The organism is Prosthecobacter gellanilyticus, from assembly GCF_007992435.1.
In the GTDB taxonomy this organism is placed as follows: domain Bacteria; phylum Verrucomicrobiota; class Verrucomicrobiia; order Verrucomicrobiales; family Verrucomicrobiaceae; genus Prosthecobacter; species Prosthecobacter gellanilyticus.
Window position 1 is genome coordinate 153,357 of record NZ_BKAG01000006.1, and the last position, 14,936, is coordinate 168,292.

The window sequence follows — 14,936 nt, forward strand, 5'->3', positions numbered from 1 at the left end:
CCAATACTCCATCACTCCGCTGCCATGCGCTCCATTCTCTCCACGCTTCTTCTGTTCGCCACAGCAGCCTTCGCGGCTGACGACGGTTTCACACCTCTCTTCAATGGCAAGGACCTCACGGGTTGGGATGGGGATCCGAGGCTGTGGAAGGTGGAGAATGGCATTGTCATCGGCACCTGTGCGGGGCCGGAGGATCTGCCTAACAACACGTTTCTCATCTGGCGAGGTGGCAAGGTGAAGGATTTTGAGCTGCGTGCGACGGTGCGCGTGATTGGCGATAACAACAGCGGCATCCAGTACCGCAGCCGTGAGGTTCCTGAGGTCGCGCCGTGGGTGATCACGGGTTATCAGTCGGACATTCATCCTGCGATCGAGCACACGGGCATGACGTATGAGGAACGTGGGCGTGGGATCTTCGGGCTCAATGGTAAGAACGTCCTGCTGGATCCTGAGGGCGTGCTCTGGCAGCTCAGCGAGCACCCGCCGGTGAAGGTGGATGTGAGCCAATGGAATGAGTATGTCATCATCGCAAAAGGCAACCATCTGTCGCATCAGATCAACGGGCTGACGACGTCTGAGCTGATCGATCACGATGCGAAGAAGCGGGCTCTTGAGGGGCTGCTTGCCATCCAGCTTCATCGTGGCAATGCGAACCGGGTGGAGATCAAGGACCTGCGTCTGAAGGTGCTGCCGGAGGCGCCGCTGATCCCCTTTGATGCTGCGAAGCTGAGCGGTGCCACGAAGATTGAGAAGCCGAAGACGAGTCGCCCTCAAGGGACTGGGCCGGTGGTGCCAGCGAAGAAGTGATTTGGTAGAAAGATTTCAATCTTTTACCCTTCGGTTTTGTTCTGACTCAGGCGGAAGCGTGCTCCTTGGCCGGGCCACGTGAGCATGCCAGGCCCACGATCATGGTGAGCAGGCAGCCGAGGAGGGTGAACCAGAGGAAGGAGACAAGCTGCTCGGGCTTCTGGGCGGTGAAGATGCCGTTTTGATAGAGGTAGAGGCTGAGGATGCCGACAAAGCCGGCGAAGCAGCCGGTGAGGGCTCCTCTTGTGGTGGCGCGTTTCGTGAACATGCCGAGGAAGAAGAGTCCGAGGAGCGGGCCACCGATGAGGCCGATGATGGTGTTCACGGACTCGACGAGATTTCCAGGCATCTTGGCGACGGCAAAGGCGAGGAGCATGACCAGGATGCCATAACCCACGGTGATGCGGCGCGCATTGCTGACCTGGGTGCTGGCGGAGCCGTCCTTCACGCCGGAGAGGCGCTGCTGGAAATCGACGACGGTGGCGGAGGCGAGGGAGTTCAAGCCAGAGGAGATGACGGACATGCTGGCCGCGTAGATGGCTGCGATGAGCAGGCCTGGTAGGCCCGCTGGAAGCTGGGTGACGACGAAGTAGGGAAGGATCTGATCGGGCTTCTCGATCAAGCCTGCAGCGATTGGATCGCCATGCACTTTGTAGAAGGCGTAGAGCACGAGGCCGGTGCCGTAAAAGAGTGCGAGCACGACGGGGACAGACCAGAGTTTGATCCAAAGGGAGCGCTGGGAGTCCTTCAGGCTGCCTGCGGTGAGATAGCGCTGCACGCTGACTTGGTCCGTGGCCATCTGCACCAGATGCAGGAACCCTGCAGCAATGAGCACGCCGCCAAGGTTCACGCGTTCGGAAAGGGAGAAGGACAGGCTGAGGTCCATGCGGCCGTCTGCTACAACGGTTTCCCACATGCCGCCGAAGCCGCCGGGGATCTTTCCGAGAGCGACAATGACGATGATGAGTTGGCCGCCGAAGAGCACACAGAGCTGCATGAGGTCCGTCCAGATCACGGCGCGCATGCCGCCAAGCGCGGTGTAGGTGGTGGTGATGGCGCCGAAACTGAGGATGGTGACCCAGAGCGGGAGCCCGGTGACCTTCTCCAACGCCAGTGCCGGAGCATAGGTGGCGGCTGCGAGCCATAGCACCACGCGGAAGATGAAGAGCCCGGAGGCCAGCAGGCGTGCGGACAGGGAGAAGCGTTCCTCTAAAATTTGGTAGGCCGTGAAGTAGCGCGACTGGTAGAACTTCGGCAGCATCCAAATCGCGGTGAAGGGTGTGGCGATGAAGAAGGCCAGCATGGCATAGGCAAAGCCGAAGCCGTTCCGGTAGACCTCCGCAGGTCCGGCCAGATAACTGATGCCGGAGAAGAGGGCTGCCAGGATGGACATGGCCACGAGCACGCTGTTCATGCCGCGTCCCGCGAGGAAGTATTCGCCTAACGATGTTTTAGGGCCGCGAGCGGCGAACAGTCCCACCCCCACGGAGATTGCGAGGTAGACGCCGAAGATCGTGTAGTCGATCCAGGAGAAGTGATTCATCGGCGTCGGGAGTTGGAGGTGCGTCTATTTGGCCGTGTAGCCACCATCCACCGGCAAATTGGCGCCCGTGATGTAGCGTGAGGCATCGCTGAGCAGGAAGATTACGGAGCCGCCGAGATCATCATCATCCGCCATGCGGCCGAGCATGGTGTGCTCACAGTAGCGCTCGAGGAAGGGCTCCGGCTGGTTGTTGAAGAAACCGCCGGGAGAGAGGCAGTTCACGCGCACGCTCTGCGGGCCATAGAGCGAGGCGTAGAAGCGGGTGAGGTTCAGCATGCCGCCTTTGTGGAAGAAGTAGTCCGGCGGCATGTCACCCATGTTCGTGCCGGTGTAGAGCTCATAGCTCGGGCCGATCATGCCCTGGATGCTGCCGATGTTCACGATGCTGCCGCGTCCGGCATCTGCCATGGGTTTGCCGAAGTGGCGGTGCATGAGCATGAGGCCGGTGGCATTCACGCGCATGGAATCCGCGAACTGCTCTGCACTGCCGTTCGCGCCTTTCATCGGGCGCAGCACGGCGTTGTTCACGAGGCCGTCCAAGGGACCGAAGCGTTCATGCACGCGTGCTGCGAGCGCGGTGATGGAGGCTTCGTCGCCTTGATCGAGCTGCTCGGCGAAGACGGTGTTTCCTTTGGCGGTCTCTTCCTCGGCCACGATCTGGAGTTTTGCTAGATCACGGGCGGCGAGGATGAGCTTCGCACCTGTGCTGGCGAGCATGGCTGCGAGTCCGCGGCCATAGAGGCCAGCGCCTCCGGTGAGGAGGATGGTCTTGTCCTTGAGTGAGAATAGATCGTTAGGCATGCCGGGATTCTTTTTGACAGGATTCACAAGATTTCAGGATGACAGTATTTCAGAGACCAGGAGCTCAGTCCTGGAGCCATCATTCTGTCATTTCTTATTGGCATACACGGAGTCACTCGCTGCGGAGGCGTTGGTGCCGGTGAAGTCGTTGACGAGCTTTTTGAAGGCCCCACCGAGTTCGAGGACGTCGGCGCCGAGGGTGAACACTTTGGTGCCTTCGGCGATGACCTCGTCTTTTTGGCCATAGAGGGAGGCGACGGCGACGTGCTTGCCATGCTTCAGGGCGGCGGCGGCGACTTTCTTGCGAGCGGCGACGACTTCTGGATGGGTGGCCTGGCCGAGCTTGCCGATGCGGTGGCTGAAGTCGCCAGCGCCGAAGAGCAGCATGTCATAACCAGGGACGGCGGCGATCTGGTCGACGATCTCCAGGGCTTCAGGGGACTCGATCTGCAGGATCACGAACTTCTCGGTGTTGCAGTGTTCCGCATACACGGTGAGCGGCACTTGGCAGAAGAGACCGTCCATGTTGCCCGCGTCGAGCGCCTTGCGGCCGAGGGGATGGCAGCGGACCATGTCGACGACATTGCGGGCCTCATCCACACTGGTGATGTGGGGAACCATGATGCCGGTGGCGTCGCACTCGAAGGGCTTCACATACTCGCTGTAGCCGCCTTTGTTCACGCGGACGATGGTGTCCATGTCATAGAGTTTTGCGGCACGGATCTGGTGCTCCATGTTCATCCAGTCATTCGGTACGTGCTCATTGCAGAGCCACACGCCGCTTGCTCCGGAGAGGCCGGCGAGCTCCACGATGCGTGGATCGCTCATGTTGAGCTTGAGGATGGTGCTGGTCTGGCCGGCACGGATTTCACGGAGGATGCGGGATGGGCGGAGCTGGGGCATGGTGGGGAAATGACGAATTGAGAATGACGAATGACTAACAAAAGATGAATCAAAGATGGGGCTACCACTCTCCCTGGCGCTGGAATTTGGATTTCACGTTGGCGCTGAACTGGGTGATGGAGGCTTCGATCAGGGTCATGAGCTGCTCCTGGCTGAGGCCGGCATTGCTGCGGGAGGCGGCGATCACGGTCTCGCACTCGTTGGCATCCATGAAGCGGGCGGCATCGAGGAGCTTGGGCTGGTCTTCGGGAGGAATGACGAGAAAGCCGTGCTTGTCCGCGTGGATGAGATCGCCGGGGCGCACTTTGCGGCCAAAGACCTCGACCTCGCAGCCCCAGCGCACGGGATGCACATGAGCATGACCGACGCAGAGACGACGTGCCAGTGCTTTGAAGCCTGCGTTGGTCATTTCATCCAGATCGCGGATGGCGCCGTCGGTGATGGTGCCGACGCAGCCGAGGGCGCGAAACATGTTGGCACTGACCTCACCCCAGGCGGAGCCGAGCACGTGAGGTTTATCCAGGTCCTGTACGACGATGATCTTTGGGCCTGGCATGCTGGCGATGTAGCTGCGGTATTGCTCGCCAGCCTGTGGGTTGGTGGTGCGATGTGACTTGTTACCGGGCTCGATGACGAGCGTGACTGCATAACCCACCATGGGGCCCATCTGTGGCATGAAGTCGCGGGTTTCCTCGACATTGAAGCCCTCCGCACCGGTATCGCACTTGGTGATTTGTTCCCAGCCATTGTAGATGGTGGGGGTGTTCCAGCGCTTGAGCTGGAGGAGGTCGGCGTGAGAGATGGCAGGCATGGTGGGAACAGCGGCGAGTCTGCGAATGGGATACGGCAGCGGCAAGACGGCGTTTCTGGTAACTGGGAGTTACCATTTCAGTTTCCAGGCTGAAAGACTCCCACGAGCTTCGGATTTCGCTGATAGGCGAAGTCCTCGCGTTGAAGTGGAGGCTTCAGCTGACGCTGGTTGTGAGGAGAGGGCGAAGTCCGGCGTGCCCAGATCGCCTAAAGGCTTCACTCCAACATTTGGCTGCGCAGGTCATGGGCAGGACGCAAGCAGCCCGATCGATCGAAATTCGCTGCGGACATACAAAATCCAAAGGCGGTGACGTTGCGCTTCGTGGAGCGCCATTCCTGTCGTGGGAGTGAGCGTGTTCTCTCAAGCCATGAAACTTACCTCCAACCCCCGCTTGATGCTGCTCGGCCTTTGCGCCCTCGGCATCACCGCGCTTCCTGCCCAGGAAGCCCCCAAGCCGGCGCCTTCACCCGCACCGGAAGCCCGTCGTGATGGCGACCAGCCACCCGGCCCCCGCCCTGAAGCCCGCCGTGAGGGGGATCAACCCGGAGCGCGTCCTGAGGCTCGTCGCGATGGCGATCGCCCAGGTCCTCGTCCCGATGCACAACGCGAGGGAGACAAGCCTGGACCTCGCCCGGAGGCGCGTGGTGAGGGTGATCAGCGCGGTCCGCGTCCTGAAGCACAGCGTGATGGTGACAAGCCGGGGCCACGTCCAGAGGCGCGTGGTGAGGGTGACCAGCGTGGTCCTCGTCCAGAGGCTCAACGCGATGGTGAAAAACCTGGTCCTCGTCCCGAAGCGCGCCGTGAGGGCGAGCAGCGCGGCCCAGGTCCTGATGCGCGCCGTGATGAGCATCGGAATGGTCCACGTCCTGAAGCGCAACGCAACGGTCCGCGATCTGAAGCTCGCCGCGACGGAGATCAGCAGAGGCATGCACATCGTCCCGATGGAGATCGTGGACCTCGTGATCAGAAGCAGGCGCATCGTGGCCCGTCACATGGTCGTGATGGTCAGCGTCATCAGCATGGGGATATGCATCGCCGTCATGAGCATCGCGGTCCTGGACCGCGTGAGTTTGCGGCTCGTGGAGATGGACGCGGACACGGACATCGGCATGGCCCGCCGCAGATGAAGCATGATCATCGTGAGCATCGCCCCGGTCCACCGTCGCATGATCGTGCGGAAGGCCGCATGCCGGAGCAGCGTTTCTCTGCGCCACGTCCTCCGAAACATCATCGTCCGCAGGGCCGCCGTCCTGATCATGGTGCTGATGCACAGAAGCAACCTTTGGCAGGCCGTGGAGATGAAGGCCGCCGCCATTCCGGGCCTTCGCAGATGGGAAGAGAAGGTCATCGTCCAGAAGCAGGACGTGCGGATGCACATCGCCGTCCTGAAGGTCCGCCGATGAACAGGCCTGATCATGGTCAGCGTCCTGAGGCGCGTCGCGATGGGGATCGTGGGCCTTCCGGACCACGTCCTGAAGGTCAACGTTTCGAAGGCGGGCGCCCTGAAGGTGGACGGCCGGATCATGGTCCGGGTCCTGGGCCTGGCAGACCTGGTGATGGTGGGCGCGATGACCAGCGTCCGCGAGATGGCCGGGATCGTGCGGCTTGATGGCCTGATGATTAGATCGGGAAAAAAGGCAGATGCATGGTGCATCTGCCTTTTTTGTTAGGTTGGTGAATGAGGTGACCTTGCGAAAGCGCCGGAGGGCCGGCGCAGTCCAGGACGCTTCGCGACTTCCTCGCTATGAGTTTTTACTTCACGGGCAGGTGCTCGTGGAGGTACGCGGTCATCAGCTCGTAGAGATGGCGGGAGATGCCTTTGCCGGTGTTGATGGCGTGGTCGCGGTTCGGGTAGGGCATGACGGTGAAGCGCTTGTTCTGGGCGATGAGCTCGTTCATGAGCTTTTCGGTGCCCTGGTAGTGCACGTTGTCGTCACCGGTGCCGTGGATGATGAGGAGATTGCCTTTGAGGTCTTTCACGTGTGCGAGCGGTGAGCCGAGGCGGTAGCCATCGGCATTGTCTTTGGGCAGGCCCATGTAGCGCTCCTCGTAGATGGAATCATAGAGCGCACGATCTCCGACCGGGGCGACGGCGATGGCGGTGCTGTAGAGATCGGGATAACGAAAAATAGCGTCAAGGCTGCTGCTGCCGCCACCGCTCCAGCCCCAGATGCCGACGCGTTTCGGATCGAGATGGGCGAAGCGCTGCAGGAGTGCGCGCACGGCCTTTGCTTCTTCCGCTGAATTCAAGATGCCGAGCTGGCGGTAGATGGCTTTGCGCCAGTCGCGACCACGCGGGCTGGGGGTGCCGCGTGTGTCCACGCTGGCGACGATGTAACCCTGCTGCGCGAGCATGCTGTGCCAGAGAATGCGCTGACCGCCCCACGAATCCTTCACGGTCTGTCCGGCGGGCTCCCCATAGACATGCATGAGCAGCGGATATTTGCGGGAGGCATCGAAGTCGGGAGGTCTGATGCACCAGCCATCGAGGGCGATGCCATCGCCAATGTCGACGCGGAGGAACTCTGTCTTTGGAAGCGTTACCTTGGCGAGCTTCTCGCGGAGCTTGGCTTGATCCTTTAACACACGGATGGTCTTATGATCGGGCAGGGAGACGAGCTGGATCACCGGTGGTGTGGTGAAGGTGGAGTGGGTGTGCACGGCCCAGCGGGCATCTTCGGAGATGTCATAGCTGTGGGTGCCGGATTGGTCGGCAGGTGAGAGGCGCCTTGAATCATCTCCGGTTAGGTTGACACGATACAGGTAGCGCTGCGTGCCGTTTTCGGGGGAGGCGATGTAGTCCAGCGTGCCGCCTTTCTCATCGAGGTGGGCGATATCGATGACATCAAACTCACCCTGGGTGAGTGGTTTAATCTCTCCTTTCAAGGTGACGCGATAGGCGTGACGCCAGCCGCTGCGCTCGCTGAGCCAGAGGAAGTCTTCGTTGATCCAGGAGATGGCATTGGTGTCCTCCACCCAGGCTTTGTCAGTCTCGGTGAGGATGGTCTTCACATCGCCCGTTTGTGGATCGGCGAGCATGACCTGCAGGGTGTTCTGGAGGCGGTTGAACTGATGCAGCAGCACCTGTTTGTCATCGGGAGTCCAGTCGGCCTGCGGTAGGTAGTGCTCGCGTGGATCTCCGGGGATCTTCAGCCAGGTGATGGCACCGCCCGTGGAAGGGATCACGCCGAGGCGGGTGGAGGAGTTTTTTTGTCCTGCTTTTGGATAGGGGAAGGTGGTGAAGCTCTGGTAGGCTCTCTTGGTTTGATCGACCAGCCAGAAGCGTTTCACGTCGGTGGTGTCAAACTGCCAGAAGAGCAGATGCGCGCCGTCCTTGCTCCAGCGGAAGGCATCGCGCAGGCTGAGCTCTTCCTCGTTCACCCAGTCGGAGGTGCCGTTGATGATCTTGTCCGAGCCGTCCTTGGTGAGGGCGGTGATCTTCATGTCTGCGAGGTTCTGCACGTGCAGGTTGTTTTTCTGCACGTAGGCCACACGCGTGCCATCCGGGGAGAACTTGGCAAACATGAGCGTGGAGGCCGGGGCATCGCCGCCGATCTTGACGAGCTTTTGGTTGGCTAGATTCAGCAGCCAGTAGTCGCCGCGGGTGTTTCGTCTCCAGACTTTGCGGGTGTTGGCAAAGAGAAGCACCTGGGATTCATCGGGAGAGAACTCGAAGCTGTCGACCTTGAGCGGACCTTTCGCGCCTTCTGGTGTCATGACCTTGGCGGTGGCGAGGATGGTTCTCTCGCCGGTGGCAGCGTCATGGCGCACGAGGTTCTTGCCTTCGTCCTTCTTCTTGACGGTGGGCTTTGCTTTGGCCTTGTCCTTCGCATCTTTGGCTTCTTGGGGCTGTTCCTTGTCTTCTGGCTCTTTCTTGGCTTCGGGTGGGGCTTCGAGCGTGAAGTAGGAGGCGGTCTTCTTGCTCCAGCGGATGGCTTCGAGCTTCTCGTCCTTGAACTCTTCATCCGTGAAGATGCGGGAGAGGGTGAGCTTGCTGGGATCAGCGCTGGCTGTGGCAGCACCCCAGACCTTGCCGAGGACGGCGAACATCTTGGGGTCGTGCGCCTTGAGCTCTTCGCGGGTGAAGGGGAAGAAGTCGTTGCGGGTGAAGAAGGCTTCGGAGGTTTCGGCGAAGTATTCTTTCGCATTCGTCATGGCGTAGGCTTTGTCGAGACGCTTGCGACCCTCGCTGTCCTGACGCTGGACGTTGTCGTATTTGCCGGCGGTCGTGGCGGTCTCGAAAGCAGAGATGATTTCGGCGTTTTGGAAGCTAAGGACGCGATCGTGAAAGGCATGGGCGAGCTCGTGCAGGGCAAAGTTGGGCATGCGGCGAGTCTCGGCCTCGAAGATGCGGACGTTGCTGAACTCGACGGCCTTTTCCATGACGGGATCGCGGCCGTTATCGCGGAGCCAGCTGGCACCGGCATGATACTCGGCACGGGGATGCGAGTTGGCATACTCGGGATTGATCCACAGCGGGACCTTCTGCAGTTCGGTCACGGCGGGTGCAGGGACGACACGGACGATTTCCTCGAGCTGGGTTTGGAGAAGCTTCAGCGCTTTGTCGAGCAGGGCGGCATCATCCTTCGCGAGCTGGCGGTTCACGTGCACGGTCCAGCCGTTGATCTGGCGCGTGTCATGAGTCTCGCTGGCGATGAGGAGTGCCGGTGTGACCAGCGTGAAGGCGATGAGCAGGGCTTTGATCATGGGAGCAGGGGTTCCAACGGGCAGCTGGAGGTTTTCTTTTATGGCTTCAGGTGTCTCACCAGAAAGTCCGTGCGCGCCTTGGTGCCAAAAGGAGTTTCGGCGGCGCCGTGGCCGGTGCCGATGATGGGCATGTAGTCGAAGGTCTTGCCAGCTCTTTGCAAGGCACCGACGACCTGAGTGGTGGTGGCGGGATCGACGTTGGTGTCGAGTTCGCCGACGATGAGGAGCAGATGACCTTCGAGGTTGTGAGCGTCTTCCATGTTGGAGCTGAGCTTGTAGCTTTCATCGACGGGCCATCCCATCCATTGTTCGTTCCACCAGATCTTGTCCATGCGGTTGTCATGGCAGCCGCAGTCGGCGACGGCGACCTTGTAGAAGTCATGATGATCCAGTAGGGCGCGCATGGCGTTTTGACCTCCGGCGCTGCCGCCGTAGATGCCGACGCGGGTGAGGTCCATCCAAGGGCGTGTGCTGGCGGCGCTTTTGATCCAGGCGATGCGGTCCGGGAAGCCTGCGTCTTTAATGTTCTTCCAGCAGACATCGTGAAAAGCTTTGCCGCGATGGTTGGTGCCCATGCCGTCCATCTTCACGATGATGAAGCCGAGCTCGGCGAGCTGATGCATGCGGAGCTGGCGATCAAATTCCTTCGGCGCGAAGGCGGCATGCGGTCCGGCATAGATGTCCTCGATGACTGGATATTTCGTTGTCGGGTCGAGATGCGAGGGCTTGATGAGGATGCCGTGGATGTCGGTTTTGCCATCGCGACCTTTGGCGATGAAGCGCTCGGGCATGGTCCAACCGGCGGCGAGGAGTTTTGATGCGTCAGCCTTCTCCATGACGCAGACAAGGGTTCCATCGGCACTGCGGCGCAGCTCGTGCACGGGTGGATGATCGGCGCGTGACCAGGAGGCGGTGAGGTATTCTCGGTTAGGTGAGAATTCGATGCGGTGGTTGCCATCGCTCTCGGTGAGCTGTTTGAAGCCGCTGCCGTCCAGGTTGATGCGGCAGAGGTGGAGATGGTAAGGGTCTTCGTCTTTCCGAAGACCGGAGGCGAGGAACCAGACTTCGCGCTTGGCTTCATCGATATGCAGGACCTCGCGCACGGGCCAGGTGCCCTTGGTGATCTGGTGCTTCACCTGGCCGGAGGTGATATCGTAGAGATAGAGATGGCACCAGCCATCACGCTCGCTCATCCAGATAAGTTCGTTGGTTTTGTGCAGCCAGTGGCGCCAGGTCTTTTTGGTGTAGTCGATGAAGGTCTTGGAGGTTTCTTCGACGACGATGCGCGCCTCGGCGGTCTTTGGATCGACGGCGAGGATGCGGTAGAGCTGGTGGCCGCGCTGATTGTAGTCGAAGTAGAACTCGCGGCTGTTTGGGGACCAGGTGGCATCGAGCTTGCCGCTGGTGTTGAAGGGGTTTTCGTAGAGGTCGCGAGGCACATTGGTTTGAGTGCCATCGGGCTTTTCGATGATCCATTGCGGTTTGGGCAGGGGATCACCGGGCTTGAGGTATTCGAGGGTCTTGAGCTGCGGCTGAAGGCCGCCTTTGGGCGTGGAGTCGACGATGGTGATCTTACGGCGCGGGATGTCTTCGGACTCGGTGCGGATGGTGAATGCTCCGTCGGGTGAGGTGTTGCCGCGCTTGGGCTTGTCCTGCTTCTCGGGCTTGGGGCGAGAGGTGGTGATGCCTTTGCCGTCGATGATGAGTGACTGCACCTGGGGTTCGGCTTCGATGACAGCGAGAGGTTCACCGGTGCGGCTGGTGATGAGCCAGACGTGACCGTCAAAGGTGTGCTGCTCGCGCTCCTGACCGGCGCGGATGTTGCCGTAGCGGACGCGCTCGCCTTCCTGATTAATCCAGAAGAGGTCGACATCCTCCTCGAGCTTGTTGATGAATTTGAAGCCGGATTCCTCGCCCGTGCGCGTGGTCTTGCGCATGTCGATTTTGGCGGTGGAGGTCTTCGCGGCTTCTTTGTCGGGCAGGCCGAGCTCCTTCAGCGTAGCGGCGGTCTTGCGGGTGCCGGTGGTGGCATCGATGAGGACGAACTCATGCGTGCCCGGACCTGTTTGCACGCGATACCAAAGGGTCTTGTTGTCTGATAACCAGTTAGGTTTGACGGAGGCGCGGAAGACTTTGTTCTCGGTGCGCTTGGAGTAGTCTTCGGGGGTGGGCTTGGAGACCTGAGCTTGGGCGAGGGTCGCGAACAAGCAAAGGGAGAAGAGAGAGGGCAGTCTCATGAAAGGGCTGTCGCTGGGGTGAAACCAATCCCGTGCAGAAAGGGGTCTTCGGGATCGAAGAGGAGGGTGGTTTCGGCGGTGATGAAGGCGCGGCCAGTGATGATGGGGGTGATGGCGCCCTCACCCTGCTCGTAGCTGGCTTCGAAGGCCGAACCAATGATGCTTTCTTGGTGCCAGGTCTGGCCGGGGGCTAGCTTGCGATCGGCGGCGAGGCAGGCGAGCTTGGCGCTGGTGCCGGTGCCGCAGGGGGAGCGGTCGTATTCGCCACCGGGGCAGAGGACGAAGTTGCGGCTATCGTTCGCGGGATCGTGGGGCGGGCCGAAAAGCTCGACGTGATCGACTTCGGGATAGCCGGCGGCGCGGATGGCGTCGCGCATGGCGAGGGAGGCGCGCGTGAGCTGCGGGATGTTTTGCAGGGTGAGGTCCATCCCGTGATCGGAGACGAGGAAGAACCAGTTGCCGCCATAAGCGACATCGCCGGTGACGCCGCCAGCACTCACGGCGCGGGCTTTGCGGTAGGATGGAACGTTGCGGATGCTGACGCGGTCGTCTTCATGCAAAGTGGCGGTGATGATGCCGACGGGGGTCTCGATGTGGTGCTCGCCCTCGGTGATGCCGCCGAGGTATCTCAGGGTGGCGATGACGCCGATCATGCCGTGGCCGCACATGCCGAGGAGGCCGACGTTGTTGAAGAAGGTGACGCGAGAGATGCAGGTGGGATCATGCGGCTCCTCGAGGAGGGCGCCGACGATGACCTCGTGGCCGCGGGGCTCGCAGAGGATGGCTCGGCGCCAGGTTTCGAGGTCAGCGGCCTTGATGCCGTTCAGCACGACGCGGGTGGGCTCGCCGCCGGTGTGGGAGTCGATGATGGAGATGCGCCGGGTCGGATTCATCAGCGGGGAAGCAAGCACATCCGCAGGGAGGGTCTTGGATGGTTTCCTGATGGGGGCTGGCAAATCAGTCAAAGAGGCGGAGGCTCTTTGTGAAGGATGGATGCAGGGTGTTTGCGGCTGCTTCCAGCGTCCTTTCAGGACGCATTTGTTGTTAGGTGTGACTTGTCTCGCTACCGGTGGTTCTCGCTGCATCGCTCCGCGATTCCGCTTCACCACCGGCTACACGCCGCCAGGCCTCCGGCCTGAAGAATCACACTTTGGCCAACGGCTCACGCTTCTTCCATGAGCTTGCCAGCGAGGCGGCGCATGGTGTGGCGGAGGGGGAGGTTCTCGGTGCGCTCGAAGGCTTCGTCGAGATTGCGCAGGATGCGGAGCAGGGTCTGGTCAACGCTGGCGGGCTGGCGGATCACATCCTCCAGCGCGGGATTGGCGGCGGGATGATGGCGGGCGACATCGCTGGCGAGCATGAAGCGGCCGCGATTGAAGCAGTCGACCAGCCACTCGCGGTTATTCATCTCCACACGGGCGAGGAAGTGGCCGGGGAAGTTGCAGCCCTGGATATCGAGTCCGAAGCGATGACCGAGCAGGCGGTAGAGGCAGCAGAGGCTGATGGGGTTTCCGAGACCGGTGTCCAGGACCCAGAAGAGGTTGCTGTTGCTCGCTTGATAGTAGGCTTTGCTGTTGCCGCGGAAGCGGACCACGCCGTCCTTCATGGCAAAGAGCCACTCGCTGAGCTCGCGGGCATCCATGCGGCCGCCATCGCGGAAGGCTTCCTCGGCGAGGGCATCGAGACGCTGGGCGAGATCTCCGGGCTGGGTGCGCCAGCCATTGAGATAGGCGGAGATTTGTGCGAGGCCCTCCTCTAGCTGGGCGTGGGGATTTTCCAGCCAGCGCCAGCGCATCCAGGTTTCCTCGAGCTCGGTCTTGCGGATGGGCTCGAGCAGGCGGCCCACATGCTGGTCCTCTTCGGCGGTGAGGGAGCGCTGCAAGTGCTTCAGCCGCTCCGGAAGATCCCGGCGGATGCTGGTGAACTCCCGCTGCAGGGCCTCCTGCACGACGGGAGACTCATCATCAAGCAAGGTGATCAGGTGATCGAGCTGGGCGAGCGCTGGCATGTCCTTTGCAATACCGAAAGCTTCGTGCCTTTCCAAGTGCAAAGTTCATGGTCGCGCTTCATGTTGGGGGGAAGAATGCGCATTGCCATCCTGCACTACACCCTGCCGCCCGTCATCGGAGGGGTGGAGCGCGTGATCCGGGATCAGGCGGCGGCTTTGAGAAAGCTGGGGCATGAGGTGACCTTGATGGTCCGGAAGGATGAACTGATCGTGGAAGGCTATGACGCCGTGATCGTGCACAATGTGTTCACCATGCCTTTTGACCTGGAGTGGACGCGGGAGCTGACGCGGCTGGCGCTGACGCATGCGAAAGTGCGGTGGATCAACTGGGTGCATGATGTGTGCGCGGTGAATCCGGCGTATGCGCATGTGACGTGGGTCGAGCCGGTGCCGCAGGCCATGCATGTGGCGGTGTCTGAGGTGCGGCGGACGGACTATGCACGGGCCACGGGTCTGGCTTTGGAGGGCATCCGGGTGATTCCGAACGGGCTGGATCTCACCTCCGTGCTGGGTTTGACGGAGCGCATAGCCGATCTGGCGCTGGCCTATGGCGAGCGTGATCTGGTGCTGGTGCATCCCACGCGGCTGGTGAGGCGGAAGAACATCGAGCTCGGGCTGCGGGTGATCGCGGCGCTGCGTGAGGCGGGCTGTGATGCGGTGTATGCCATCACGGGCGCGCCGGATCCGCATCAGGCGGACGGGGTGGCGTATCATCGTGAGCTGAAAGCCCTGGCTGTGGGGCTTGGCATCATGCAGCATGTGTGCTTCCTCGGTGAGGATGGAGCGCTGACGGATGATGATGTGCGCGGGCTGTATGCCGTGGCGGATGCCTTGTTCTTTCCCAGTACGGGAGAGGGCTTTGGGCTGCCTTTGTTAGAGGCGGTGGCGCATCGCCTGCCTGTATTTTGCTCGGCTCTGCCTGTGCATGAGGAGGTGCTGGGGAGTTTGGGGCACTATTTCGAAAGTGAGGAAGACCCAAAAACAATCTCGGCACGAATCATGCGATGGCTGACTGATGCCCAACCGACCCACCATAGGAAGTTCCTAAGGCGGCGCTTTGACATTGTCAAAATATGCCAGGAACACCTTGAGCCTCTGCTGCTTACCGCTATCGAATAA

General features: G+C 61.0%; 13 protein-coding genes. 5 read left to right on the forward strand and 8 right to left on the reverse strand.

What is annotated here, in order from left to right; translation table 11 throughout:
* Positions 1-24 precede the first annotated feature (24 nt).
* Positions 25-807, forward strand: coding sequence for a 3-keto-disaccharide hydrolase (locus BGE01nite_RS06190; RefSeq protein ID WP_146849525.1), 783 nt, complete (start codon positions 25-27; stop codon positions 805-807).
* A gap of 46 nt (positions 808-853) precedes the next feature.
* Here the strand turns inward: BGE01nite_RS06190 and BGE01nite_RS06195 are convergent, their stop codons facing one another.
* The 4 genes from BGE01nite_RS06195 to BGE01nite_RS06210 form a co-directional block, all read right to left on the reverse strand.
* A complete protein-coding gene (locus tag BGE01nite_RS06195; protein ID WP_146849527.1) occupies positions 854-2,350 on the reverse strand; it encodes a sodium:solute symporter family transporter in 1,497 nt (498 codons plus the stop codon).
* Between the two features lie 24 nt (positions 2,351-2,374).
* The gene (locus BGE01nite_RS06200; protein WP_246145672.1) at positions 2,375-3,178 is read right to left on the reverse strand and encodes an SDR family oxidoreductase; all 804 of its coding nucleotides are present in this window, start codon (positions 3,176-3,178) and stop codon (positions 2,375-2,377) included.
* Between the two features lie 60 nt (positions 3,179-3,238).
* Positions 3,239-4,054: an HpcH/HpaI aldolase family protein gene (locus BGE01nite_RS06205; protein ID WP_146849529.1), complete on the reverse strand. Its 816-nt coding sequence runs from the start codon at positions 4,052-4,054 to the stop codon at positions 3,239-3,241.
* A gap of 61 nt (positions 4,055-4,115) precedes the next feature.
* Positions 4,116-4,865 carry an RraA family protein gene (locus tag BGE01nite_RS06210; RefSeq protein ID WP_146849530.1) on the reverse strand — a complete coding sequence of 250 codons (750 nt, stop codon included), beginning with the start codon at positions 4,863-4,865 and terminating at the stop codon, positions 4,116-4,118.
* Between the two features lie 488 nt (positions 4,866-5,353).
* Here BGE01nite_RS06210 and BGE01nite_RS28905 point away from each other — a divergent pair, with 488 nt between their 5' ends.
* The 3 genes from BGE01nite_RS28905 to BGE01nite_RS06230 are packed head-to-tail and all read left to right on the forward strand — an operon-like array spanning position 5,354 to position 6,535.
* A complete protein-coding gene (locus BGE01nite_RS28905) occupies positions 5,354-5,992 on the forward strand; it encodes a hypothetical protein (RefSeq protein ID WP_170266630.1) in 639 nt (212 codons plus the stop codon).
* Positions 5,993-5,995: 3 nt separating this feature from the next.
* The gene (locus BGE01nite_RS06225; RefSeq protein WP_146849536.1) at positions 5,996-6,268 is read left to right on the forward strand and encodes a hypothetical protein; all 273 of its coding nucleotides are present in this window, start codon (positions 5,996-5,998) and stop codon (positions 6,266-6,268) included.
* 12 nt (positions 6,269-6,280) lie between these two features.
* Positions 6,281-6,535 (forward strand): hypothetical protein, encoded by a 255-nt coding sequence (locus tag BGE01nite_RS06230; protein WP_146849538.1) that lies wholly within the window; start codon positions 6,281-6,283, stop codon positions 6,533-6,535.
* 82 nt (positions 6,536-6,617) lie between these two features.
* Here BGE01nite_RS06230 and BGE01nite_RS06235 read toward each other — a convergent pair whose 3' ends face one another.
* The 4 genes from BGE01nite_RS06235 to BGE01nite_RS06250 form a co-directional block, all read right to left on the reverse strand.
* The gene (locus BGE01nite_RS06235; protein WP_146849540.1) at positions 6,618-9,572 is read right to left on the reverse strand and encodes a DPP IV N-terminal domain-containing protein; all 2,955 of its coding nucleotides are present in this window, start codon (positions 9,570-9,572) and stop codon (positions 6,618-6,620) included.
* A 38-nt stretch (positions 9,573-9,610) separates the two neighbouring features.
* Positions 9,611-11,809 carry a prolyl oligopeptidase family serine peptidase gene (locus BGE01nite_RS06240; protein ID WP_146849542.1) on the reverse strand — a complete coding sequence of 733 codons (2,199 nt, stop codon included), beginning with the start codon at positions 11,807-11,809 and terminating at the stop codon, positions 9,611-9,613.
* Positions 11,806-12,702: a proline racemase family protein gene (locus tag BGE01nite_RS06245; RefSeq protein ID WP_146849608.1), complete on the reverse strand. Its 897-nt coding sequence runs from the start codon at positions 12,700-12,702 to the stop codon at positions 11,806-11,808. The genes BGE01nite_RS06240 and BGE01nite_RS06245 overlap by 4 nt, the downstream gene beginning before the upstream one ends.
* 269 nt (positions 12,703-12,971) lie before the next feature.
* On the reverse strand, positions 12,972-13,817 hold the full coding sequence (locus BGE01nite_RS06250) for a transglutaminase-like domain-containing protein (RefSeq protein ID WP_146849544.1): 846 nt from the start codon (positions 13,815-13,817) through the stop codon (positions 12,972-12,974).
* Between the two features lie 75 nt (positions 13,818-13,892).
* Here BGE01nite_RS06250 and BGE01nite_RS06255 point away from each other — a divergent pair, with 75 nt between their 5' ends.
* On the forward strand, positions 13,893-14,936 hold the full coding sequence (locus BGE01nite_RS06255; RefSeq protein WP_170266631.1) for a glycosyltransferase family 4 protein: 1,044 nt from the start codon (positions 13,893-13,895) through the stop codon (positions 14,934-14,936).

Excerpts from the sequence above, each read along its gene's own strand:
- BGE01nite_RS06250 (WP_146849544.1), bottom strand. The coding sequence starts at position 13,817 with ATGCCAGCGCTCGCCCAGCTCGATCACCTGATCACCTTGCTTGATGAT.
- BGE01nite_RS28905 (WP_170266630.1), top strand. The coding sequence starts at position 5,354 with ATGGCGACCAGCCACCCGGCCCCCGCCCTGAAGCCCGCCGTGAGGGGG.
- BGE01nite_RS06235 (WP_146849540.1), bottom strand. The coding sequence starts at position 9,572 with ATGATCAAAGCCCTGCTCATCGCCTTCACGCTGGTCACACCGGCACTC.
- BGE01nite_RS06230 (WP_146849538.1), top strand. The coding sequence starts at position 6,281 with ATGGTCAGCGTCCTGAGGCGCGTCGCGATGGGGATCGTGGGCCTTCCG.
- BGE01nite_RS06190 (WP_146849525.1), top strand. The coding sequence starts at position 25 with ATGCGCTCCATTCTCTCCACGCTTCTTCTGTTCGCCACAGCAGCCTTC.
- BGE01nite_RS06245 (WP_146849608.1), bottom strand. The coding sequence starts at position 12,702 with ATGAATCCGACCCGGCGCATCTCCATCATCGACTCCCACACCGGCGGC.
- BGE01nite_RS06240 (WP_146849542.1), bottom strand. The coding sequence starts at position 11,809 with ATGAGACTGCCCTCTCTCTTCTCCCTTTGCTTGTTCGCGACCCTCGCC.
- BGE01nite_RS06210 (WP_146849530.1), bottom strand. The coding sequence starts at position 4,865 with ATGCCTGCCATCTCTCACGCCGACCTCCTCCAGCTCAAGCGCTGGAAC.
- BGE01nite_RS06205 (WP_146849529.1), bottom strand. The coding sequence starts at position 4,054 with ATGCCCCAGCTCCGCCCATCCCGCATCCTCCGTGAAATCCGTGCCGGC.
- BGE01nite_RS06255 (WP_170266631.1), top strand. The coding sequence starts at position 13,893 with ATGCGCATTGCCATCCTGCACTACACCCTGCCGCCCGTCATCGGAGGG.
- BGE01nite_RS06195 (WP_146849527.1), bottom strand. The coding sequence starts at position 2,350 with ATGAATCACTTCTCCTGGATCGACTACACGATCTTCGGCGTCTACCTC.
- BGE01nite_RS06225 (WP_146849536.1), top strand. The coding sequence starts at position 5,996 with ATGATCATCGTGAGCATCGCCCCGGTCCACCGTCGCATGATCGTGCGG.